The following is a 24,420-nucleotide window of genomic DNA, read 5'->3' as shown; positions in this document are numbered from 1 at the left end:
TACGCACATCCGCTTACCTTTGTTTTTATAATTTGATGGAAACTGCAAGCGCTTATTTATTTGTTTACGGAACATTGCTGCTGCCAACTAATCAGTTTGGCCGGTATCTTAATGTACACTGCAAACCGGTGGCTTCGGCAAAGTTTAAAGGCAGGCTTTATGATATTGGAGAATACCCCGGCGCATTAGCCGATGACAGCGCCAACACCTACGTTTACGGTAGCATATATTTAATGGATGATGCGAGTACCGTACTTCAGGTACTTGACGATTACGAAGGCATCGGCCCTAACGACCCTCTGCCACACGAATACATCAGGACGCTACTTAATGTTGAAACAGAGAGCGGCTCAGTGAACTGCTGGATATACTTTTACGCCCTCCCGGTTGATCAACATCACCAAATACCAGGTGGAGATTACATTCAATATCTATCAAACCAATCTGCTTAATTATGCTGCTTGCTGTTGATGTTTATTACATTGAAGACCGTGCCAAAGCTGTTGGCGTTTTATTTAATTGGGATGATGAGCAACCTCATCAAATCATCACCGAATATTTTACAGGCATTGAAGAGTACATCCCCGGTGAATTTTACCGGCGAGAACTTCCCTGTATCCTTAAATTACTAAAACAAGTAGATTTAAATATCCTCGAAGGTGTTATTGTTGATGGTTACGTTTACGTTAGCAACCAAGGCGATTTTGGCCTCGGCGGCAAACTTTATGAGGCCTTAAATAAACAGGTGCCCATTATTGGCGTTGCTAAAACATCATTTATGGCTAACAAAGAAACAGTTGTTGAAATACATCGCGGAGAAAGTAACAACCCTTTACACGTTTCGGCAATAGGAACCGATATTGATGAGGCTGCCCAAAATATAAAAACAATGAAAGGCCCTTACCGGATGCCCGCTATATTAAAGCTAATGGATACTGAAACCAAAAAAGAATAAAAAAAATCCCCCCGACTCTTGCGAACCGGGGGGACAGACTATGAGTTATTCAGGGGGATAATTACAATTTCGCTGATTTGACAGTTTTGATGATCACAGCAGCAACTTTGTATGGATCGGCAGCCGAGTTAGGGCGACGATCTTCCAAATAACCACTCCAGTTGTGCTCAACAGCATACAGAGGGATACGGATAGAAGCACCACGGTCAGATACACCATAGCTAAAGTCGGTAATTGAAGCAGTTTCGTGTTTACCGGTTAAGCGCTGATCGTTATCAGCACCGTAAACAGCGATACACTCAGCAACAGCAGGACGGAAAGCTTCGCAAATTGCTTCGAAAGTAGCTTTGCTGTTAGCAGTACGTAAAGTTGTATTTGAGAAGTTTGCGTGCATACCAGAACCGTTCCAGTCTAACTGACCAAGCGGTTTGCAATGCCAGTTAACAGCAACTCCGTATTTTTCACCAATTCTTTCCAACAAATAACGTGCAACCCAGATCTGGTCGCCGGCTTCTTTAGCACCTTTAGCAAAGATCTGGAACTCCCACTGGCCGGCAGCAACCTCGGCGTTGATACCTTCAACGTTTAAGCCTGCTTCTAAACATACGTCTAAGTGTTCTTCAACAATTTCGCGACCGAAAGCGTTGTTAGCACCTACCGAGCAGTAGTAAGGGCCTTGCGGGCCTGGGTAACCGCCTGCCGGGAAACCAAGCGGTTTGTTGGTAGCCGGATCCCACAGGAAGTACTCCTGCTCAAAACCAAACCAGAAATCATTATCATCATCGGCAATAGTAGCACGGCCATTTGATTCGTGTGGAGTTCCATCTGCGCTTAACACTTCGCACATTACTAAATAAGCGCTTTTCCTTGCCGGATCAGGAACAACAAAAACTGGTTTCAAGATACAATCTGATGAACCACCTGGTGCTTGCTCAGTCGAAGAACCATCAAAGCTCCAGTTATCTAAATCTTCTACTTTACCGCTAAATTCTTTAACGATTTTTGTTTTGCTACGCAGGCTTTGGGTTGGTTTATAGCCATCAAGCCAAATGTACTCGAGTTTTATTGCCATTTTTTAATTAATTTGTAAAGTTGGGGTTTTAATTATAGTTTTTGTATTAATCTCAATAATTATTAAGGCGAATTTAAATGTTTTTTACAAAAATCATCACAAATGTTAAGAAATTTTGATTTTTTTTTCAAGAATAGGTCAACAATAATTAAAAAAGCATAATACAAATCATTAAAAAACGAATTTTTAACAATTTGATATTTTACACCAAAAATCAGGCTTGTTTTTTAACAATATTGCAAACCCGAATTTTTTGCAATAAAATCGGGCATAAAAAAAGCGAGTAACAGGTGTTAATCGCTTAATTTTTCGGAGATATTCTTAATTGCATCATCTAATTTGGAGGCCGAACTGTAAAGATGCTTCTCTACCTCCATAAACTCCGCTTTTTTATCCTTACTTTCATTCATCAGCTCTACTATTCCTAATATATTGGTAAGGTGTTTACGCACTTCGTGCGAGTTGATAAAGGCAAGTTCCTGCTTTTTGGTGTCGTAGAGTAATTTTTCGTAATGGCGCTTTTGCCTTATGCTGCGGTAAAGCAGCACAATACCGGCAAGCATAAAAACCACGGCAACAATAATAAGGATCAAAATAAGGCGCTCGCGGCGGTACCGTTCGGCTGTATCGGTAAATGAACTTTCAATTTTGTCTATTTTTATCTGGGCCGATATGTTGCCTACCTGGGTGGTATTATTGATACGCTCTTCAGATTGTTTAAGTGCAAGATCGAAATTGGTTGCTGCCGTTTCATAGTCGCCTTTATCGCGGGCTATTTTGCCTAAAAGTTCGTAAAGGTGATATTTTATTTCGGGGTGATTGGCCGAATATGGTTTAACAAGCAGTTCATCAACAATAGCCTTTGCCGAGTCAGGCTGCGAGTTTCGATAAAAGCAATCGGCCAGGTTTTGATTATCAACATCATTCACCACGTATTGCTTGCTGGCCTGCAGGGCCTTTATTTGTTGAATAGCCTCGGCATTACGGTGTTTAAGTAACGAAAGATAGTAGGCCGTGCGCCCCTGGTAAGTAAAAAGCTTATAACTTTTATTTTGGGGACCTAACAACTGGTCGTGACATTTTTTTAACGAGTCGACCAGGCCCATCCTGAAAAAATTTTCAGCCTTGTTGTAGCTGATAACCGTGTAAAACCTGTCGTCCTTTATTTTATTTTGTTCTTTTACCGAAAGGGCCTGATCGAGGTAAAACAACGACTGATCGTACAGGTTGAGTTTATAGTACAGATCAGAAATATTGATATTAAGCACTACCTGCAGCTGTGGGTCGTTAAGCTTCAACGCTTCTTTCTGGGCCAGCCCATAGCTGTATATAGCGCCAATAGCATTACCCTTATCAGTTTGAATAAAGGCGAGGTGACTTATAAACGAATAGGTTAAAAAATCGGCCTTATCCTTCGATGCCTGGTTAATGGCCTTGATCATGGCATTTTCGGCACCGCTAAGGTTTGAAAAGCGCCGCTGAATGGTACTTTCAATAAAATACTTTAACGCTTCGCGATCATTTACCTGAAATTTATCCAGTTCGCGGTAAACTTCAGCTTTCCCCTGCGGGATAGAGGCCTCCGGGCCATTTTGAAAGCGGAGTTTGATATAATTTACCAGTTTTTTTTGCTGCAGGTTTTTATTAGTTATCTTAATAAAACTAACCAGACTGTCTTCGGAGAGATACACGTATGGTCCGGCTTTTAAGTAACTCGTCCCAAACAATATCAATAAAACAAATAGGAATACCTTTTTAAAGTAATTGGCCATTAAGCATAAAAATACGGTGGCTTAACGTTAATATCAAACACTTTGTTACATTATTTGTATTAACTGTCAAACTTATCCAGCAATTTTAAAAGCGTTTCAAAGTCTTTAGGATATGGTGCGTGGATAGTTACCTCATTATCAACACCAAGACTAAAAGTTACTTCGTAAGCGTGCAGCGCAAAACGTTTCATAATCGGCATCTCTTCCTGGTCTTTTCCGAGGTGATATTTGCGTTTTAGCTTTGATAAATATACGGGCTGCCCTTTGTAAACCTCGTCGCCGGCTATGGATGCGCGTTGCGTAGCCAGGTGAATCCTGATCTGGTGCATGCGGCCGGTAACCGGGCGGCACTCCACAAGTGTATAATGTTTATAGTATTTTAATGAGTTAAACCAGGTTTCGGCGGCTTTGCCCTCCTGCCTGCTGATGGTTACCGTGCCTTTGCCTACGTTTAATATAGGCAGGTCAACCTGCAGGTTATCAAAAGTGTGGGTACCGTCAATAACGGCATGGTACACTTTTTTAACCTTACGCCTTTCAAACTGCATAGATACCGAACGATAAGCTTCAGGATTTTTGGCAAAAATTAAAGCGCCGGATGTTTCCTTATCCAAACGGTGACAGATCTGCGCATCATCCCAATAGGCTTTGGCCAGCCTTAGCATACTGATCTCGCCGGCGGCATCGCCCCGCTCATCAAGCGAACTGATAAAGGGCGGCTTGTTCACCACAATCACATCATCGTTTTCAAACAGTATCTGGTCGGCAAATTTTGGAAACTTCATAGCCTGCAAAAATACGGTTTATAATTTAAACCGCTATCACCCTGTTAAATTGATTGCTGTGCTATTGTTACTTCTTTGTAAAACAAACTTTAAGCCTGCCGGTTAATTGCTTAATTATATAACAATCTATTTACCTATCTATAAAACATCATGAGTACAAATTCAACCCAACCTGAAGAAAAGGGATTTTTCGAGAAGGTTAAAGAAACCATTGAAAGCCTATGGGAAGGCACCAAAGACACAGCCGAAGACGTAAAAGAAGCAGCCGAAGAAAAAATTGAAGATATCAAAGAAAAAGTAACAGCAAAAAAGGCCACCGCCGCCAAAAAAGTATCGGCAACAAAAAAAGCAGCCGTTAAAAAAGCGGATGAAGTTACCGCGAAAGCAAAAACCGCAGCCGCCGATGTAAAAGCCAAAGCTGATGCCAAAGTAAAAACTATTGCTGCTAAAGCTAAAACCGATGTTGCCGAAGCTAAAAAGGCAGCTACCCAGGTAAAAGAAAAGGCTGCAGCCAAAGCTAAAACCATTACCGCCAAGGCTAAAACCGAAGCTACTGCCGCAAAGAAAACTGTAGCGGCCAAAACAGCTAAGGCTGCTACAACGGTTAAAAATAAAGCCACTGCGGCAGCCAAATAATCTCTTCCTACAGACTTACGAAGTTTTGATACTTCGTAAGTCTGTTCTTCATTTCTGTCTTTTTAAATTACAACAATATTGATTCCATTAATTTTATTTTATTAGATATTGATAATTGTTTAATTAATCGTAATATTGCAATATAATTATGGGAATCACCAAAACAGAAATTTTCACCGACGAACAGAACAAACTTGCTATTCAGCTTAAAGCCATAGCGCACCCCGCGCGGATAGCTATTTTGCAACTTATTATTGAAGCGAAAGCCTGTATCTGTGGTGACCTGTCTGCCGAATTGGGATTAGCCCAGCCAACGGTATCGCAGCATTTAAAAGAATTAAAAAATGCCGGCCTTATACAGGGCACCATCGAAGGGGTAAGTGTTTGTTATTGTATTGAACCCATAGCCTGGAAAAATTTAAATGATGAATTGAATAAACTCTTTTCATCCTATCAAAACCCTAACAACTGCTGTTAAATTTTTTTGAAAAAACAAATCGCAATATTGCAATAAACAAATGAAAACAAATCAAGAGTTAAAAGAACTGGTGAAGCTGAAATACAGTGAAATAGCCTTACAGGATAAGGAGAGCAACCAGGCATCATGCTGCGGGGCGGGTGGCTGCTCTGCCGAGGTGTATAACATTATGAGCGAAGATTATACCGAATTGCAGGGTTATACCGCTGATGCAGATCTGGGTTTAGGCTGCGGTCTTCCAACACAGTTTGCACAAATAAAAAAAGGCGATGTGGTAATTGACCTCGGTAGCGGTGCCGGCAACGATTGCTTTATAGCCCGGGCCGAAGCGGGCGAAACCGGTAAAATAATAGGTATCGATTTTACTGAAGCTATGATTAACAAAGCACGCGAAAATGCAGATAAGCTTGGTTATAACAATGTTGAGTTTCGCCTTGGCGATATTGAAAACATGCCGGTAACGGCCAATAAAGCTGATGTGGTGGTGAGCAACTGCGTATTAAACCTGGTGCCCGATAAAGATGCTGTAATTAAAGATATTTACAGGGTGCTGAAACCCGGTGGCCATTTCAGCATTTCGGATATTGTTTTAACCGGTACACTGCCTGAAAAAATCCGGTCGGCAGCCGAAATGTATGCCGGATGCGTGGCCGGTGCCATTCAGAAAGATGAATACCTGGGACTGATTGAAAAAAACGGGTTCAGCAATATCACTGTACAAAAAGAGAAACCTATCATCATTCCCAACGATATTTTAAGTAACTATTTATCGGCTGATGAGATTACCGAATTTAAAGGCGGCAATGGCGCTATTGTAAGCGTTACCGTTTATGCCGAGAAAACTGAAATAAAGGCCTGCTGTGAGCCAGGCTGCTGTTAATAACCAAACATGAAAAACGTATTAGTATTGTGCACCGGCAACAGTTGCCGCAGCCAGATTGCCCATGGATACTTAAAGTATTTTGCAGGCGATAAAGCAAACATTTACAGCGCCGGTATTGAAACACACGGCGTTAACCCAAGGGCTATTAAAATTATGGCCGAAGATGGCATTGATATCTCCAATCATACCTCAAACCATGTTGATGAATATATTAGTGTCCCTTTTAATTATGTGATAACCGTTTGCGATAATGCCAACGAGGCCTGCCCCTTCTTTCCGGGCAATGTAAACCGATTTCACCACAATTTTCCCGACCCGGCAAAAGCACGCGGCACCGAAGAGGAAATAATGGAATCATTCAGGCAGGTGCGGGAACAGGTAAAAGCCTATACCAAACAATTTACCGAACAATATTTAACCGAAACAATTTAAGATGGCTGCAAATAACTGTGCCCCTGCCGCCGAACGGAAACGCCTTGGCTTTATAGACCGCTATCTTACCCTATGGATTTTTCTGGCCATGATTATTGGCGTGTCTGTAGGATACTTTGCGCCTTCGTCTTCCTCTTTTATCAATTCGTTTTCGAGCGGTACAACCAACATACCGCTGGCTATAGGGCTTATATTGATGATGTATCCTCCGCTGGCCAAAGTAAAATACGGGCAAATAGGCAAGGTATTTAAAGATACCAAAGTGTTAATTGCATCCCTTGCTTTAAATTGGATAGTTGGCCCCATCCTGATGTTTGTTTTAGCGATAGTTTTTCTGCACAACTATCCCGATTACATGTTTGGGTTAATATTGATAGGGCTTGCCCGCTGCATAGCTATGGTTGTTGTATGGAATGACCTGGCCGACGGCAGCCCCGAGTATGCGGCCGGACTAATTGCACTCAACAGCATTTTCCAGGTATTTTTATATAGCGTATATGCTTACATTTTTATAACGGTATTGCCGCCGCTGTTTGGCTTTAAGGGGCATGAAGTAAATATCACCATAAGCCAGATTGCCAAAAGCGTGGGTATTTACCTGGGTATTCCCTTCGCTGCCGGCGTTATCAGCCGATATGTACTTATTAAAATAAAGGGAGAAACGTGGTTTCAGCAAAAATTTGTCCCATTTATTTCTCCGCTTACGCTTATTGCATTGCTGTTTACCATTGTTGTTATGTTTAGCCTTAAAGGAGGCTTAATTGTACAAATCCCATTGGATGTTGCGCGTATTGCATTGCCATTGGTAGCCTATTTTGCAATTATGTTCCTGTTAAGTTTTGTTGCAGGTAAATATTTTGGTGCCGATTATTCAAAAAGTACCTCTATCGCCTTTACAGCAACCGGTAATAATTTTGAACTGGCCATTGCGGTATCTATCGGTGTGTTTGGTATCAACTCGGGCGAAGCCTTTGCCGGGGTGATCGGTCCGCTGGTTGAGGTGCCGGCTTTGATAGCACTGGTTAACGTTGCATTTTGGTTTCGCAAAAAATATTATCGTAACCAAATTATGGCTGGTAATTGAAACTAAAAATGCCAAACCATCTTAAAACAAAAAAGCGACCTGCATGCAGATCGCTTTTTTCTTAACCATATTTTCTGTTACCGGGATTGGCGCTTATGCCTCAAATTTATAACCTACGCCTTTTACGGTAGCAACACAATCGTCGCCCAGTTTTTCGCGCAGTTTACGGATGTGCACATCAATAGTACGATTGGTTACCACTACCGAATCTTCCCAGATATTTTTCAGGATCACCTCGCGGGTGTAAACCTTGCCTGGTTTTGAAGCCAACAGGTAAAGCAGTTCAAACTCTTTTTTAGCCAAAACCACTTTAACACCATTTTTATATACCAGGTAAGCCTCACGGTCAATCACCAGGTCGCCAATTTCAAGCTTGTTATCAACTACGTCTTCGGCTGGGGCGTTACGGCGAAGTATCGCATTAATACGGCTTACAAGGGCGCGTGGTTTAATAGGTTTGGCAATATAATCGTCGGCACCTACGTTAAAACCGGCAATTTCTGAATACTCTTCACTGCGGGCGGTTAAAAATACCATAAAGGTGTTTTTAAACTCGGGCATGGTGCGCATAATGCGGCAGGCTTCGATGCCGTCCATTTTAGGCATCATGATATCCAGTACGATCAGATCGGGCAGTGCCTTTTTTGCTTCGGCAACGGCTTCCTGGCCATTACGGGCTAAAAACACCTGGTATCCTTCTTTTTTGAGGTTATACTCAATCAGTTCCAGGATATCCGGTTCGTCATCAACAATAAGTATTTTCTGTTTTGCGGTACTGCTCATGTTGCGTTAATTTTTTTGTATAAAAGTATACGCTTTACAACAGCTAATAGTTAAACTAATATTAACAAATTGTTAAACATTACCTTATGTTAACCCTAAATTGAGGCTATTTAAATGTTTTATTTAAAAAAGCTTCAAGATCGGCACCAGTAATATTCTTGGCAACGATGTTTCCCTGCGGATCAATAATGAAATTTGAGGGGATAGCTTCGATATGATAAAGTGCCTCGGTAGGGCCCTCAAAGCCATTTAAATCCGAACCATGAGCCCAGGTAAGTTTATCATCATCAATTGCTTTTTGCCATTCGGGCTTGCCTTTATCAAGCGAAATACCCAAAATATTAAAGCCCTTACCTTTAAACGCATTATATTGTTTTACCACATTGGGGTTTTCCATACGGCAAGGCTGGCACCATGATGCCCAAAAATCAATCATTACGTACTTGCCTTTATAATCAGTAAGCTTGATGGGCTTGCCGTCAATACCGGTAACTGTAAACTCAGGTGCTTTATGGCCTATCGAGATTGGTTTTATCTTATCCATCTGCGCAATGAATTTTTGTACGGTTGGGTTATCTTTAAAATCGCCCCTGATATCATCAGCAAACTGAATTAATTGTGCTTCGTATTTGGTAGGATCCAACGTAGTAGCCGCATAAAAACCGGCAAGCGATTTTTTGTTATCGTTAACAAATTTCAATACAGCCTGTGCGCCATCGTTCACATTTTTTAAAAATACAGGCATGTATATTTTCAATAACGAGTCGTTGCGCTCGCCGTGGGCTTTCTCCTGGTATTCGGCAAACAGTTTGGCGTTTTTATCGCCGTAGGTATTACTGATACGGTTAAACTCTTTGATTTTATCCGAATCGTCCGATCCTTTAATGGTATAATCGTGTTTAGGATCATTATTATCGGTGGTAAACTCGATATCGTCGCCGTTTTTGGCAATAAAATCGTACAGGTTTTCGCCCTGCATTTCACCACCCTGCGGACCGGTACTGCCTACCTTTAATTTAAACAGGTTAGGATAAAGCGCAACGTGCTTAAATTCAAACTTGCCATTTTCGCCTAAGGAGGTTGAATCAACTACTTTTAAACCCGAGCTATCGGCCTCAATAAGATAGATCCCTTTAAGTTTACCCGGGTTTTTGATGGTTCCCGAAACGCTGAACTGCGATTCGTTTTTACAAGAATACATACCTGCGCTTAGCAATAACAGCGCGCCGGCAGCCATATTTTTAACTTTCATTTATTTAGCTTCTAATTCTTTTATTAATAGCTGGTTAGTTTTCTGCGGGTCGATCTTCCCTTTCGAGCTTTTCATGATCTCGCCCATAAACAGGCCTAAAACGCCCTTCTTTCCCTTTTGGTAATCCTTAACCTTATCAGGAAATTTGGCAATGGCGTCTTTAATAAAACGGCTTACGTCATCGCCATCGGCACTGATAAGTAGATTAAGTTCTTTGGCCAGATCATCAGGTTTTTTACCCGGCTGGTTAATCATGGCAGGGAACAATTTGTGCGAAGCTACAGAATTATTTATCACGCCCGTGTCAATTAGTTTGATGAGGGCGGCAAGGTTTGCCGGGGTAACAGCAAAGTTACCAATGCTTTGACCATGATCGTTCAGGTATGAACGTACGGCACCCATCATCCAGTTGGCTGCAGCCTTGTAGTGATCGGTGTGTTTTATTAATTCTTCAAAATAAAAAGCAGTATCCCTGTCGGCAGTAATTACCGAAGCGTCGTAAGCAGACAAACCAAGCGTTTGGGTATATTTTTGAAACAATTGAGCAGGTAAGGCAGGCAGTGCCTTGCGGATATCATCCACATATGCCTGGCTCAATTTTAACGGCGGCAGATCCGGCTCGGGGAAGTAACGGTAATCGTTAGCCATCTCTTTTGATCGCAAAACTGATGTTTCACCTGTATCTGCATTAAAGTTAAGGGTGTTTTGATCGATATGGCCGCCGGCCTCGATAACATTTACCTGGCGGATAAACTCATGTTCGATAGCGCGCTGCACATTGCGGATAGAGTTAAGATTTTTCACCTCGCAACGGTTGCCATAGGTGGTAGCCCCCCTCAGTCTAACCGATATATTGGCATCACAACGCATACTCCCCTCTTCCATATTGCCATCGCAGATATCAAGGTAACGCAATATTTTACGCATTTCGGTAAGGAACTGGCCTGCCTCTTCGGCACTGCGCATATCCGGTTCGGATACAATCTCAACCAGCGGCACACCGGCCCGGTTCAGGTCGATCAGTGAATCGGCATGGTGCTGATCGTGCATGCTTTTGCCGGCATCCTCTTCCATGTGGATGTGGTGCAGGGCGATATTCTTTTCGGTACCATCGGCCAGTTTTACGGGCACATGGCCGTTAAGGCAAATAGGTGCCTGGTCCTGGCTAATCTGGTAGCCTTTTGGCAAATCGGCGTAGAAATAATTTTTACGGGCGAAGCTGTTATTGAGGTTGATGGTGCAATTACAGGCCAGGCCCATTTTAACGGCGTATTCAACCGCTTTTTTATTGATAAAAGGCAAAGTACCGGGATGCCCCAGCGATACCATGCTAACATGGCGGTTAGGTTCGGCACCAAAGGCAGCAGAATCTGCCGAGAATACCTTACTTGATGTAGATAGCTGCGCGTGTACTTCGAGGCCTATTACCACCTCGTACTTTTCAGCTACCCCGTCTGCGAGAACTGTCATAAAAATAAAAATTCAGCTATGTTTTACTGAGCTATAAAAATCAAATATATAAAGATTAATACAGTATCGGCAGCATTTTGCTTTTAAAAACAACGGTAAAAGTACAATACCATAGTTGTGAGGTGGGAATTATAGAGATTGCTTTTAGAGATTAGAGGCTGGAGATTGGAGGTTAGGCGAAAAAGCGGTACAGAACATAGGTCCCAGTTCTGCAAATTAAACTTTCGGCAACCGATTTCTGGTCGAAGTTTAGCGGCAGCGTAACTTCAACCAGTACCGGTCAGTGGTCGATGTTTTCACATCGACTACAGAAAATTAAACTTTCAGCTTCCATCACCGTCTATCATTTAAACGGCACAGAAATTGAATTAAGTGCCTCAATATTTTAGACAGATACACATACCATGAAAAAACTAATTTTAGGAATGCTTGCCGGATGTTTTATACTCGCGGCTTCCGCTACAAAATCAAACGCCCAGGTAAGTTTAAATGTGCACGTTGGCGCCTGGAACCCACCTGCCGAATATTCTGACGTTAATTATTATTACCTGCCTGATGTGGAGAGTTACTATTATGTACCAACCCACCAATATGTTTATTTAGATGGCGGTAACTGGGTTTGGAGAAGCTCGTTACCTCCACGCTACGCCAGCTACAACATTGCCTCAGGTTATAAAGTTGCCGTAAACCGCCCAAGAGCGTACACTTATTTTGTGCACGATCGCGATACTTATGCCCGTTACCGCGGTACACCAAACGTAATAGTGCGCGACAATTATCGCACCCGTGTTATAAACCGCACAACGGTAGTAAATCGTACAAGGGTTGTTAACCGTACTCGTTATGTACCCCGTACAAGGGTAGTGAACCATACCCGTGTAGTAAACCGCACCCGCTATGTGCCTCGTACACGTGTAGTTACCCGTACTAAGGTTGTACATGATAATGGACACCATCGCCATTAATTATCCAATGCGGATCAATTTATAAAAAGGAAAGACCACCTGACTTAGGTGGTCTTTTTGTTTAAAGTTTCTTTATGTAATTACGAGGCAAAAAACACGGCGGGTGTCATGCTGAGCTTGTAGAAGCATGCTGGGCAGGGCCTTTATGCGCGACCTTTCGACAAGCTCAGGGTTGTAAAGGCCTACGCTCGCGATGTTACTATCTATTACAGGCTTTCAATAATACAACAACCTGCTTCGTTACCCTACAAAACTCCTCGCCTTTACCAGCACATTGTCCAATCCGCTCACATCACTGCCACCGGCAGTAGCATAAAACGGCTGACCGCCGCCGCCGCCTTTAACCTCTTTAGCCAATTCTTTAACAATGTTACCCGCATGCAGGCCTTTTTCCTTCACCAGGTTTTCGGCAATCATAACGGTGATACTTGGTTTGCCATCAAAATCGGCAACCAGTACCAGGAATAAGTTACTTACAATATCTTTTAACTGGTAAGCCAGGTTTTTAACGGCATCGGCGTTAGGCAGAGCTACTTTTTGGGCAATGAAATTGATATCGCCGATAACTTCAGCTTTTTGCGCCAGCTCGTTTTTCAGGCCTGCTGATTTTTCGAGGATCGATTTTTCGATCTCTTTTTTCAGTTTAGCATTTTCGTCCAGCAAGCTCTCGATACTTTTTGAAAGGTCTTTTGGATTTTTAAGCAGCTCTTTCAGTTGGTTAAGCAGCGCGTTTTGCGTAACGATATATTTTTCGGCAGCAACACCGGTGATAGCCTCAATACGACGAACACCCGCGGCTACAGCGCTTTCGGCAATAATTTTAAAGAAACCGATTTGCCCGGTTGCTTTTACGTGCGTACCGCCGCAAAGCTCTTTACTGAAATTATCATCAAATGTGATTACGCGTACATACTCGCCATATTTTTCGCCAAACAGGGCGGTTACACCGCTGGTAATGGCTTCGGCATATAATACGCTGCGTTCTTCTTTAAGCGGGATGTTTTCGCGTACTTTTTGGTTTACGATAGCTTCGATCTGCGCCAGTTCCTCATCGGTAACTTTGGCGAAGTGCGAAAAATCGAACCTCAAATAATCGGCATTTACCAACGAACCTTTCTGGTTTACGTGCGAACCCAGCACCTGTTTCATGGCGGCGTGCAGCAAGTGCGTGGCCGAGTGGTTGCTATTGGTTTGGCTGCGCAAAGCCGGATCAACAATGGCAGTTAAAGCATCGTCAATATCCTGCGGCAGTTTATCGGTGAAATGAACTATCAGTCCGTTTTCTTTTTTGGTATCGGTAACTTCAATGATCTCGCCATCCGGGAAAACCAGTTCGCCCTTATCCCCTACCTGGCCACCGCTTTCGGCGTAGAACGGCGTTTTATCCAATACCAGTTGGTATTGTTCTTTGCCTTTGGCGGTTACTTTGCGGTATTTTACAACGTGGGCTACAGTTTCGGTTTCATCATAGCCGGTGAATTCTACTGATTCATCGTCTTTTAGGATGATCCAGTCGCCGGTATCAATAGCGGTGGCTGCGCGGGAGCGGTTTTTTTGTTCAGCAAGCAAACTTTCAAAACCTTTAACATCTACAGTCAATCCCTTTTCACGAGCCATTAATTCGGTAAGGTCTAATGGAAATCCGTAGGTATCTGATAATTCGAACGCTACTTTAGCTTCTACTTGTTCAAACTTCTTATCGGGAAGCATCATTGCGGTTACGTTAAAAACGTACTGCTCAAAAATATTTATACCTTTTTCTAAAGTTCTTAAAAAAGAAACTTCTTCCTCTAAAACTACTTTTTTTACAAAATCTTTCTGAGAATACAACTCATCAAACACACCTTTAAACTGATCAGCCAACAAAGGCACCAATTGATTCAGGAACGGCTCTTTAAAACCTAAATATTGATATGAATAACGCACAGCCCTACGCAAAATTCTGCGAATTACGTAACCTGCTTTATTATTAGATGGCAACTGTCCATCAGATATAGCAAAGCTGATAGCACGGATATGATCGGCCATTACACGCATGGCTACAGCATCGTTCCAATCAGCATCGCCGGGCTTGGCGGCGCTGTTATATTTTTTACCCGATTTTTCGGCAATGAACTGGATCATCGGCTGGAAAACATCGGTATCATAGTTTGATGTTTTACCTTGCAGTACACGTACCAAACGCTCAAAGCCCATACCTGTATCCACATGTTTAGCAGGGAGTGATTGCAGCGAAGTATCTTTAAGCCTGTTAAACTGCATAAACACGTTATTCCAGATCTCGATAACCTGGTCGTGATCGGCATTTACCAAGGTAGCACCCTCAACTTCGGCACGCTCGTTATCCGGGCGACTGTCGAAGTGGATTTCAGAGCATGGGCCGCATGGGCCGGTTTCGCCCATTTCCCAAAAATTGTCTTTTTTATTTCCGCGGAGGATGTGTGCTTCGTCTACATACTGTTTCCACAGTTCGTAGGTTTCAGTATCGGCTTCAAGGCCTTCCTTTTCGTCGCCTTCAAAGTAGGTAACGTAGAGGCGGTCTTTGGGCAGCTTGTATACTTCGGTAAGCAGTTCCCAGCTCCAGGCAATGGCTTCTTTTTTAAAGTAGTCGCCAAAGCTCCAGTTGCCCAGCATCTCAAACATGGTGTGGTGATAGGTATCGATACCAACTTCTTCCAAATCGTTATGCTTGCCGGATACGCGTAAACAACGCTGCGTATCAGCCACGCGGGGGGCTTTAGGTGCCGCCTCGCCTAAAAATATATTTTTAAACTGGTTCATCCCCGCGTTGGTGAACATCAGGGTTGGATCGTTTTTAATTACAATAGGTGCCGAAGGAACAATGGTGTGTCCCTTTGAAACAAAAAAATCAAGAAAAGCCTGTCGTATTTCGGTAGCAGTCATGAATAGTGTCTTTATGTCACTTTATAAGTGAAGTGCAAAAGTGTGAATTTTTGTGAATTTTTCGCTTACGATATCTCCTATTTTTCTACCCCGGTTGCCCATTTTACAAGTTCAATAACCGTTTTTCGCTATTTAGCGATTAAAAGCACACGTGAATTTTTATTTAAATTTGAGTATGGAAACATTGCGGGTAGATATTCAAAACGAACAGGAAAAAAAGTTCTTTTAGCTTTTTTAGATAGCCTGAATTATCGTTATAGTACATATAGCGACGATAATACATTAAGCGACAAAGGTGTTCAGGAGATGCTACAGCGAAAAGCTTATTTTTTAGCAGGTAAAACTACTTCGCGCTCCTGCAATGAAATAAAAAAGCGATACGAGAGCGTATAACATTCAATCCTTATCATTTCCCGAAGAAATACTCTGATGATAGCTATAAGTATCGCCAAAACAGAAAGTTCAGGAGGGTTTCCCGAACTTTCTGCTTTGAAGAAGCACCTTACTTCTTTTCCAGCAAAATCTTCTGCGTATTGAAGTTTGACGCCGCATCAATAACCTCGGTAAGCAGAGGCCAATCGGCTGCTTTTTCAAAGTTGTTATTGTAAACACGAGTTGCCAAAATGGTTAAAGTACTCCCGTTTACTGCCGCTGTAGCTGTGAACGAACCTGTTTTGTTCGCTTTTTTCACTTCCATTTCTTCCCCACCTTTAGCTGTATATCCCGGTGGAATGGTAATATTGATAGTATAACTAAAACTGCGCGAATAAGGCATATAAACATCCAGTACCCGCTTCCTTTCTTTGTCGTCCAATTTGTAAAACAAGCCTGTAAGCTTTCCTGCATCTATAATAAAGTTATTGCCCGCTTTTTTCACCAGGTTATCTAACACAAACGACGAGGAATACTGAAATACGGGGCTGCTGTTATCAAGCGCGTTATTAATAACTTTGCAATCGGCTACCTGGGTTGGTTCCTGGTCAAATTGGCTTTTAATTTCTTCGGTAAATTTTTTTACTGATTTCGAGGCATCGTCATTAAAGGCATAGCTAAAATCGTCGCGAAGTTTTTTCGTTTCAGGATTATCACCCAAACGCTTGTTCAGCGCTTCGCTTTTTGATAGTTCCATCATCGCATTATCAACATCAATGGCTGGAATCAGGCTTCGCTGATCATCGTGCCTTAAAGCGCCGGTTTGTTTAACCAGCCGTTGTATTTTTAGCTTTTGTGTATTAGGTATTAATGACACTTTCAAATCTTCGGTTATGGCATTGGCGCTGGCCGGAGCAACGGGCAATGTTACGCTGCCTTCTGTAAATGAGTACCGGGTACTGCTTTCGCGCTTAGGTGTAAGTACTATCGCTTTTTCGCCCTGAAAACGGTCCGGAATTTCGTTAAAATGCGTGGTTACATCGTCAAAAAACATATACAGCTGTTTCGCTCCATAATTAATACGGATGGCTGCGTCAAAATCACTATAGTTAAAAGCATTTTCGAGCGTGCTGGTATTACGTGAACTTATCAGCAGTACGTCGTGATCAATTTTCATATCGGTTAGCGCCATGCTCATAGCCGCGGTATTATACTTGCTGGCCATCCGGCGGTAATTAAGTTCGTCTATCTTGCTCACATCCTCTTTGCCGTAGCTCCCAAAAACCATCCCCCGCTTTATATTGTACAATACCTTCATCAGGCTATCTGTAGATACTTCCTTCATATTTTTTTTGCCATCGAAGTATTTCTTCAAGCGGTCGGCGGGCTCCTTAAAAAACGGATTGTCACGTTCGCTAAACGTTTGTTCAAACAAGGTTTTATTTGCTTCTAAACGTTGAGATGCATTTTCGCCCCATTTGCCGCCTGTTATAAATTTGGCAAAACCACCAACCTCCGGCGAATTACTGATCTCTATGTAAGGGAACTGGCGGAATTTAGATGTCCATAAATGGCTTTCGTACTTATTGATATTTTTTAGCTTCATGCTAAAAATCTGGTCGCCGGCATCATTGGTACTCGTTTCAAAATTAGGCGCGCCATTGGCACATATTGCTTTAACAATATCTTTTTTGCTGTACTGAAAATCCAAACTGTAATGTAAAATAGGATATTCGCCGGCAAGCACAAACACCATATCATTATTGGCAAAGGTATCATCCATGGCATTTTCGCTTACATCGCTATTACTTATATAATAATCCAGTATATCGCCAACCTGCAAATCGGGTATGGCCAGTTTGCTTTGCTGATCCTTTTTTTCATTTTTTATCAAAACCTCTTCGCTGGTATTTACAATAACCTCCTTGCCATCGGGTTTAATGATTTTAGCACCAATATAGGTTTCGTGTGTCTGCAAAAATTTTGCTCCCAGAATTCTTACACTTTCGTCGAGTTTTTTTTGATAAGAGATGGTTGAAAAATCTTCCAGTGCCGATTTATCGTTGATTTTAACCCGCTCGTGAAAGGTGGTGAGTTTTACCGAACGTTTTGTTGACGACGCAGTGATAATCATAAATTTAAACTTGCTGCTTAACGAGCGCTGCAGGCTATACGAGCGTGCAAAGATCACCGCGCTTTCGTTGCTTAAATTGGCAGGCACAGCGGTAGCCGCAAATTCCGGAACTTTTGTACCCCAAACTTCCTTTTGAAGAGCAGCAGCCTTTTCGGCATAAGTTTGATTATTGTTTTGCGCAATGGCCGAACAGGAAAGCAATAAAGAGAAAAATACCAGGCGTAAAGTTTTACTCATTGTGATACAGGTTTTATAACTAAATTTTCGTTGTATGCTTTGTTTAACTGCTCAATATCCTGGTTCCATTGGGCAAAATTAGCCTTGGTTAACAGGGTGTTTTTGATGAGCAGTGTTTTTTTATAGGTCAGCTTTCCGGGCGAACTTACATAGCTGATATGAAACTCGTATCCCGGTTTTGAGATATTCAATTCGGGAGGGATGCCTGATGCCTTGTAGTTTGGCGGCAGCGTAAGTTCGGTTTCGGTAACAATATGCTGTTTGCCCGGAAACCAGAAATCATTTTTCCGCTTATCAACGGCAATAGCTGCGTCCGAGAGCTCCTTGCGGTTATCCATATCAATATAATACTCTTTGCCAAAAGCCGAGATGCCGTTTTTACGCTCAACATCATAAGCAGCTGTTAAATCTTTATCGGGATTGGCGGTGCTGCTTAAAACCAGGTTGGTAATGGTATAATCGGCGCTGCCCGCTGCAAGATAACGCTTGGTAGCTTCATCTACCTTTTCGTGCTTAACGCTGTTTATCCCTGCTAAAACCCCCTCTTTATCTTCACCTTTCCACAGGTTGCTTACTTTACCTGTTAAGGTAGTACCCTTAATGCTTAGCTTACTTATTTCGCTGCTTAAGTTTTGCACCGGCAGCGCATAAGGTATTTTGGCAAGTATATATTTATCGCCATCTTCCATCAAAACCTGGCGCCCCTGTATGCGCTCGGCGTATTCATTGAAACCCAGGTAAGTTTCGGTGGCATCAAGATAATAGGTTTTGCCCTTGTAATTTAAGCCGCATATCATGTGGTTATCAACCGCCATTGAAGGGGTTTGATAATCATAGGCAATATGTTTGGTGCCCAGCCAGCACAAACGGGCATCATATCCAGCCGCGGTGAGCAATGCTTTGGTTAAATTAGCCATGCCTTTACAATCGCCGTATTTTTTCCGTAATACTTCATCGGCTTTCTCGGGCTTGAAACCGGCCATTCCATCTTCAAACGCTATGTACCTGATGTTATCCTGCACGTAGTAAAAAATGGCTTTTATTTTATCCATATCATTGGTAAGCCCGGCAGTAAGCTCCCTGCTTTTGGCGCTGATTACGGCCTGATCGCCGGCCACATCTTTTACCAGTTCGCGATACCAGGCGTACTGATCGGCCAGGGTGTTGAAATAGGTAAACTGTTTGCCACCGGCCGCCGCCGATTTACACATGATAAGCAAATGCGGATATATATAAGTTGGCCCGGGGCTATTAGGCTCTTTTTTCATTGCCGGGATGTTGCTGAAGGTGTAGGTTATAATATCTGCATCGTCGCCACTTTTATAAACGGTGCTTTTTTTAATGTTAAAGCCATTAAAATTAAGTTCCTTAATATCCAGCTTCATCCAACGCGGCACTTCTATACTTACTTCTCCCTGCTGGATCTGTTCGGCTTCGGCAAAGTAAATACTGGTAAAATAGCGCGGATCGGTAAGGGTTTCTTCAAAAGTAACGTTGCCGTTGCTTCCTTTTTTTGCAAGTTCGAGAGGGAAGTAACAGATCCGCTCGTCCGAATAAAAAATATCGTCGCTACCGTAATAAGTATACAGGGGCTTAAAGTTACGGGGAGTGTGTCCGTCAACTTTGCAGCTTATATCATCAATGGTAATGTTATTGTTATAAAACTCGGTAACGGTGTAGTTTACCTGGTAAGCATTGCTTGTATAAATACTGTTAAGCTTTTGCTTAATTTCTACCCGGTTGCTTTTACTGTTCCAGTTAAACCGGTATTCATTTTTCAGGGAGGTTATGGTTACAGCCGAATCAGCTTCGATGGCATTTACATTGCCCGCAAAAAACATACATAAGGTGTATGTTATCAATAGTTTAATCGTCATAAGGTTATCCGGCTATAAATATATCACTATTTTTTTAACCACATTTAAAAAGATTTTCCTCTCAAAAAATCTCCAAAGTTATGAGCGGTTCCTCAAAACAGTTGCCGGTACATTATTGTTAAATTACTAATCCGGCAAGTCTATTTAAGACAGAAAAATCCGAAATCGAAATTCCGAAATCCGAAATCAATATAATACATTTGTATTATGCCTTATAAAGAACGTGAAATAAGCAAGATGTACTACACCATGGGCGAGGTATCGGCCATGTTTGATGTAAATCAGTCGCTTATCCGTTTTTACGAAAAGGAGTTTGATATCCTTCAGCCTAAAAAAAACAAAAAGGGCAACCGGTATTTCACGCCCGAGGATATTGAAAATTTCAAGATCATTTTCCACCTCATTCGTGATAAGGGCTATACGCTGAATGGCGCCAAAGAACACCTTAAAAATAATATGGGTGACACGAGGAACAATCAACGTGTTATCGATTCGCTCGAAAACCTTAAAAAGTTTCTGTTAGAAGTGCGCGACCAGATGTAGGCCACGGCACACCCATCATAAACTTTGCTATCCCTGGTTTAAAATATATCTTTATTTTCGGAGCAGATAACCTTTGCCTTGTATGCTATCTCATTCAACAAAATTTGTTAACCGGATATGATCGCCAAACATAAGGGCGAGATCCCGGTTGTAATTTTGCTGCTCCCCTTTTTGGTGGGTATAGGGCTGGGTATCAATTTTTCTGCACTGGCTCTCCTATCCGTTTTAGCGATCTTCTTTTCGGGCTTGCTGATTGTTTTTTTGCTACTCAACTTCTTATACAAACCATTTTACATTTATAAAAAACGCTGGATAGGCGGCATATTCATCCAGGTATTATTACTGCTTGCCGGTTGGATAGCTGCTATTAATAACCATGAACTGAACAATGCGCATCACTTTTCAAAACAACCGGCACAACGCCTGTTGCTGCGTATTAACAACGAACCACAGTTAAAAAATGGCATTGTACGATTTACTGCAACGGTTTTAGCTGCCAACCGCGGGCGCGAAAGCCGTGCAACCACCGGTACTTTATTAATAGCTATTAAAGATAGTATGAAGCAGGCCCTGAACTACGGAGATGAGCTATTGGTACCCGGACGCTTTACTCCTATCGATCCGCCTTTTAATCCTGCCGAATTTAATTACAAGCAATACCTTGCCCACCAAAACATTTACTACCAGGAGTTTTTATACCCCGGGCAGTATCACAAAACAAATATTAATACAGGCAACCCAATTATAGCACAGGCACTGAAGCTGCGACGGCAGATGGTTGAAAAGTTCAGGCTGCAACTTCATAACCCTGATGCTATAGCCGTGGCCTCTACACTGATATTGGGTTACAAAGCCGAGCTTAGTGAAGACGTGCTGCAGGCTTACTCAAAAACCGGCACCATTCATGTGCTTTCGGTATCAGGAGCCCACGTGGTTTTGGTTTGGGGATTGCTTTCATTCTTACTGCAGTTTTTAAACAGGTTTAAATACGGCAGGATAATTAAAGCAGGTATCATTATAGTTTTTATATGGTATTATGCCATGCTTAGCGGCTTTTCGCCGGCGGTGTGCCGGGCCGCAGTAACAATCAGTATGGTTATTATCGGTAAAACTTATAGCCGTTATGTAAACAATCTTAATATCCTGGCTATATCAGCTTTCGCATTACTCTTGTATAATCCCCTTTACATTACAGATGTCGGGTTTCAGCTCAGTTATCTTGCCGTTGCCGGATTAATTATTTTGTATCCAATTGTTTATAAATGGCTTAGTTTTGAAAGCAGGTTTTTAAACACACTGTGGCGGTACTGTGCCGTATCCATCGCGGCGCAACTGATCACTTTCCCACTCAGCGCTTTTTACTTTCACCAGTTCCCGGTTTACTTTTTGTTTAGCAACCTGTTTATTATCATTCCTACCGAAATTATTATGGGCAGCGGACTCGCTTACATGGTATTGCCGCAAATACCGTTTCTGTCTTCAGCCTTAAGTTTTGTACTCGAGAAAACTATCCTCGTCATGAATTATGTTTTGTACGGGATAGAGCATGCACCCTTTGCAGATATTAATAAAATATGGCTTACCACTACCGAATATCTGTTGCTATACGTCATCATTATCGGTGCATTTTATTTTTTACACAGCAAAAAAGGATGGCTGCTTAGGTTAACACTGGCCTGTACACTTTTACTGGCTATAAGTATCAGCATGAAGCGGTACCGGGCTTACACCAGTAATTCTATAGCTTTTTTAAACCTGCGTAAAAATACCGGCATTGTATTTAAAAACGGAAGTGACGCAGTCGTATTAAGCAACCTTGCAGATACGGATAAGGCCTATAAATATTCCGTTCAGCCTTATCTTGATAGCAGCAAGGCGAGCCTTGTAAAAATTTACAGCCCTGAAAAGGAAATCAGTTTACCATACCTGCATAAAAAGGGCAACATCATCGGGTTTAACAATCAAACCGTTCTGATCATCGGTAAAAACTCCCCGCTTCCGGCCACTTCGCAAAAAACTGCTGTTAACTACCTCTACCTCACCGAAAATCCTAAAATTTTACTTGATAGTATTGATAAATTTTACGAATATCATACCATAATTATAGCCGCCGATAACGCGCCAGGAACCGTACAACATATTGTTAATGAAGCCGGTGCAAAACAGGTTAATTATGTGGTTTTAAAGCGTAACAAATCGTTCATTGCCACATCTAATTAGCAAAACATATTAAACCACGTACCTTAAAATTTGTCTTTTAATTAATAAAAGTTAATTTGGTATTAAATCAAACTCAAAACATGAACATTAAAATTTTCAACGTTGCCTTAGGCCTTGCCCTTACCGCAACAGCTATCAGCGCAAACGCCCAAAAAGCTTACAAAGAAGGTGTTGTAACTATCTCTACCGCAATGCAGGGACAACAGGTTGAAGCAAAAAGCTATTTCAGGGCCGATTCGGCAGCTATGCAATTCACTACTGGCCCGGCTACTATTAAAATCTTAACTGATGCCGAAGGTAAATCATTAGTAGTTATGGTTGATGTGCCTGTTGCATCTATCAAAAAAGCGGCTATCGCAACTCCTGATGAGGTTGACCAGGCTATGGCTACCCTGCCTACCTTAACGTTTGCGCCAGGCACCGAAACCAAAGTAATTTCGGGCTTTAACTGCAAAAAAGTAGTTGCTACCGATACTAAAAGCAACAAAACCTACGATGTTTGGGTAACTAATGATGTTACTTTACCTGTAACCGGCATTGCTAAATATTACCGCAGCGCAGGTGGCTTCCCTATCCAGTACACATCATTTTCGCAAGGCCAAACTACCGAGGTTACTGTAAAAAGCATCACCGAGCAAAAAAACCCGGCCGGTACTTTCGGTATCCCTGCCGATTTCGACAAGATCACCATGGATGACCTGAAAGCTATGAGCGGTGGCAGGTAATTAAAATTTTTAATAATAAAAACGGGTTTCTTAATGATGAGAAACCCGTTTTTGTTTGATAGAGAACCGCGTAATTACAAGATACCAATCGACTAATTATCAGAGCCTTACTCCACCACGTCATTGCGAGGCACGAAGCAATCCCCGATTAGCAGGTCCGCCCTGTACAGTTTGTGATTACTTCGTGCCTCGCAATGACGTGGTGGAACTTTTGTCGGTATTTATGCATTTTTTTTAAGCTGCTATCTCTTTCCCCAACTGTTCAACCCACTGATTAAACAGCTTAGTTTCAAACCCAACAGCTTTTTGTGCATGCAGTTCCCAATCGGGAGAAAATTGCTGTAACTGGTTAATCATCTCCTCCAGGTGCCCTTCCTCTTCTAAAATAATCGATTTTACATTTACCTTACTGCCTGCTTCGTCAAGCGCATCCTGGTAAATTGGATAAAGTTCATCGGCACGTACCTCGATAGCGTAAGTAACCAGCAAGTAAGCGGCAAAACGCAGTTCAGCGCCTTTCAAACCAAGTTCTGCTTTAAGGTAACGACAAACATCAACATCAAGCTGGTTTAAATAGTATTTGCTCGAGCCGGGAGCCAACAGGTATTCGGCTGCGTAGGTTGGCAGCGTTACGCCTGTTTTTTCCAGTTGTTTTTTTAGGTAGAAGGCATGACGGTGCTCTTCGGCAGCGTGCTTCAGTATAATATAGGTAACTGTAAGCGGATCTTCACTGGCCGATATTTTACGGGCACCGGTGTTCTCCATCAGCGATAGCGTGTTTAACCAACGCGAATGCAGCTGATTATCAGCAATTATAGTAGGTAGTATTGTATGTAGCATA

22 protein-coding genes are annotated in these 24,420 nt (G+C 42.2%); 12 read left to right on the top strand and 10 right to left on the bottom strand.

What is annotated here, in order from left to right; genetic code table 11:
* Positions 1-35 precede the first annotated feature (35 nt).
* Together HYN43_RS04810 and HYN43_RS04805 are read left to right on the top strand one after the other, a co-directional pair.
* The gene (locus HYN43_RS04810) at positions 36-452 is read left to right on the top strand and encodes a gamma-glutamylcyclotransferase family protein (RefSeq protein WP_162996317.1); all 417 of its coding nucleotides are present in this window, start codon (positions 36-38) and stop codon (positions 450-452) included.
* Positions 453-454: 2 nt separating this feature from the next.
* Positions 455-955, top strand: a complete 501-nt coding sequence (locus HYN43_RS04805) for an endonuclease V (RefSeq protein ID WP_119408369.1) — start codon at positions 455-457, stop codon at positions 953-955.
* 61 nt (positions 956-1,016) lie between these two features.
* Here HYN43_RS04805 and HYN43_RS04800 read toward each other — a convergent pair whose 3' ends face one another.
* From HYN43_RS04800 to HYN43_RS04790, 3 genes are all read right to left on the bottom strand, one after another.
* Positions 1,017-2,027, bottom strand: a complete 1,011-nt coding sequence (locus tag HYN43_RS04800) for a glutamine synthetase beta-grasp domain-containing protein (protein WP_119408368.1) — start codon at positions 2,025-2,027, stop codon at positions 1,017-1,019.
* Between the two features lie 293 nt (positions 2,028-2,320).
* Positions 2,321-3,799 (bottom strand): tetratricopeptide repeat protein, encoded by a 1,479-nt coding sequence (locus HYN43_RS04795; protein ID WP_119408367.1) that lies wholly within the window; start codon positions 3,797-3,799, stop codon positions 2,321-2,323.
* 59 nt (positions 3,800-3,858) lie between these two features.
* Positions 3,859-4,584 carry an RluA family pseudouridine synthase gene (locus tag HYN43_RS04790; protein WP_119408366.1) on the bottom strand — a complete coding sequence of 242 codons (726 nt, stop codon included), beginning with the start codon at positions 4,582-4,584 and terminating at the stop codon, positions 3,859-3,861.
* Between the two features lie 150 nt (positions 4,585-4,734).
* Between HYN43_RS04790 and HYN43_RS04785 the strand changes: the two genes are divergently transcribed.
* The 5 genes from HYN43_RS04785 to arsB all read left to right on the top strand — a co-directional run bounded on the left by HYN43_RS04785 (position 4,735) and on the right by arsB (position 8,097).
* The gene (locus HYN43_RS04785; protein ID WP_119408365.1) at positions 4,735-5,220 is read left to right on the top strand and encodes a hypothetical protein; all 486 of its coding nucleotides are present in this window, start codon (positions 4,735-4,737) and stop codon (positions 5,218-5,220) included.
* 148 nt (positions 5,221-5,368) lie between these two features.
* On the top strand, positions 5,369-5,698 hold the full coding sequence (locus HYN43_RS04780) for an ArsR/SmtB family transcription factor (RefSeq protein ID WP_119408364.1): 330 nt from the start codon (positions 5,369-5,371) through the stop codon (positions 5,696-5,698).
* 40 nt (positions 5,699-5,738) lie between these two features.
* Entirely contained in the window at positions 5,739-6,578 is an 840-nt protein-coding gene (locus tag HYN43_RS04775; RefSeq protein WP_119408363.1) for an arsenite methyltransferase, read from the top strand.
* A 9-nt stretch (positions 6,579-6,587) separates the two neighbouring features.
* Complete coding sequence (locus tag HYN43_RS04770; RefSeq protein WP_119408362.1) at positions 6,588-7,013, top strand: arsenate reductase ArsC; 426 nt, start codon at positions 6,588-6,590, stop codon at positions 7,011-7,013.
* 1 nt (position 7,014) lies between these two features.
* Positions 7,015-8,097 carry an ACR3 family arsenite efflux transporter gene (arsB, locus tag HYN43_RS04765; protein WP_119408361.1) on the top strand — a complete coding sequence of 361 codons (1,083 nt, stop codon included), beginning with the start codon at positions 7,015-7,017 and terminating at the stop codon, positions 8,095-8,097.
* 93 nt (positions 8,098-8,190) lie between these two features.
* On the opposite strand, the gene HYN43_RS04760 is transcribed toward arsB, so the two are convergent.
* From HYN43_RS04760 to gatB, 3 genes are all read right to left on the bottom strand, one after another.
* A complete protein-coding gene (locus tag HYN43_RS04760; RefSeq protein WP_119408360.1) occupies positions 8,191-8,880 on the bottom strand; it encodes a response regulator transcription factor in 690 nt (229 codons plus the stop codon).
* 106 nt (positions 8,881-8,986) lie between these two features.
* Positions 8,987-10,132, bottom strand: coding sequence for a TlpA disulfide reductase family protein (locus tag HYN43_RS04755; protein ID WP_119408359.1), 1,146 nt, complete (start codon positions 10,130-10,132; stop codon positions 8,987-8,989).
* Complete coding sequence (gene gatB, locus HYN43_RS04750) at positions 10,133-11,602, bottom strand: Asp-tRNA(Asn)/Glu-tRNA(Gln) amidotransferase subunit GatB (protein ID WP_119408358.1); 1,470 nt, start codon at positions 11,600-11,602, stop codon at positions 10,133-10,135.
* A gap of 404 nt (positions 11,603-12,006) precedes the next feature.
* On the opposite strand from gatB, the gene HYN43_RS04745 reads away from it, so the two are divergent.
* On the top strand, positions 12,007-12,567 hold the full coding sequence (locus HYN43_RS04745; RefSeq protein ID WP_119408357.1) for a hypothetical protein: 561 nt from the start codon (positions 12,007-12,009) through the stop codon (positions 12,565-12,567).
* Positions 12,568-12,807: 240 nt separating this feature from the next.
* Here HYN43_RS04745 and alaS read toward each other — a convergent pair whose 3' ends face one another.
* Complete coding sequence (alaS, locus tag HYN43_RS04740; RefSeq protein WP_119408356.1) at positions 12,808-15,471, bottom strand: alanine--tRNA ligase; 2,664 nt, start codon at positions 15,469-15,471, stop codon at positions 12,808-12,810.
* Between the two features lie 42 nt (positions 15,472-15,513).
* On the opposite strand from alaS, the gene HYN43_RS04735 reads away from it, so the two are divergent.
* Positions 15,514-15,864 carry a hypothetical protein gene (locus tag HYN43_RS04735; protein WP_119408355.1) on the top strand — a complete coding sequence of 117 codons (351 nt, stop codon included), beginning with the start codon at positions 15,514-15,516 and terminating at the stop codon, positions 15,862-15,864.
* A gap of 109 nt (positions 15,865-15,973) precedes the next feature.
* Here HYN43_RS04735 and HYN43_RS04730 read toward each other — a convergent pair whose 3' ends face one another.
* Positions 15,974-18,214, bottom strand: a complete 2,241-nt coding sequence (locus HYN43_RS04730) for a DUF3857 domain-containing protein (RefSeq protein WP_119408354.1) — start codon at positions 18,212-18,214, stop codon at positions 15,974-15,976.
* A complete protein-coding gene (locus tag HYN43_RS04725) occupies positions 18,211-20,091 on the bottom strand; it encodes a transglutaminase-like domain-containing protein (protein WP_119408353.1) in 1,881 nt (626 codons plus the stop codon). Before HYN43_RS04725 ends, HYN43_RS04730 begins: the two co-directional genes overlap by 4 nt.
* 207 nt (positions 20,092-20,298) lie before the next feature.
* Here HYN43_RS04725 and HYN43_RS04720 point away from each other — a divergent pair, with 207 nt between their 5' ends.
* The 3 genes from HYN43_RS04720 (at position 20,299) to HYN43_RS04710 (ending at position 23,579) form a co-directional block, all read left to right on the top strand.
* Entirely contained in the window at positions 20,299-20,634 is a 336-nt protein-coding gene (locus HYN43_RS04720; protein WP_119408352.1) for a MerR family transcriptional regulator, read from the top strand.
* Positions 20,635-20,751: 117 nt separating this feature from the next.
* The gene (locus HYN43_RS04715) at positions 20,752-22,854 is read left to right on the top strand and encodes a ComEC/Rec2 family competence protein (RefSeq protein ID WP_119408351.1); all 2,103 of its coding nucleotides are present in this window, start codon (positions 20,752-20,754) and stop codon (positions 22,852-22,854) included.
* An 80-nt stretch (positions 22,855-22,934) separates the two neighbouring features.
* Positions 22,935-23,579 carry a DUF4412 domain-containing protein gene (locus HYN43_RS04710; RefSeq protein WP_119408350.1) on the top strand — a complete coding sequence of 215 codons (645 nt, stop codon included), beginning with the start codon at positions 22,935-22,937 and terminating at the stop codon, positions 23,577-23,579.
* A gap of 234 nt (positions 23,580-23,813) precedes the next feature.
* Here the strand turns inward: HYN43_RS04710 and HYN43_RS04705 are convergent, their stop codons facing one another.
* Complete coding sequence (locus HYN43_RS04705) at positions 23,814-24,419, bottom strand: hypothetical protein (RefSeq protein WP_119408349.1); 606 nt, start codon at positions 24,417-24,419, stop codon at positions 23,814-23,816.
* Position 24,420: the final 1 nt, after the last annotated feature.

Source organism: Mucilaginibacter celer (assembly GCF_003576455.2).
In the GTDB taxonomy this organism is placed as follows: Bacteria; Bacteroidota; Bacteroidia; order Sphingobacteriales; family Sphingobacteriaceae; genus Mucilaginibacter; species Mucilaginibacter celer.
Note: the sequence above shows the minus strand (reverse complement) of the source record. Positions and strands in the feature narration are given on the sequence as shown.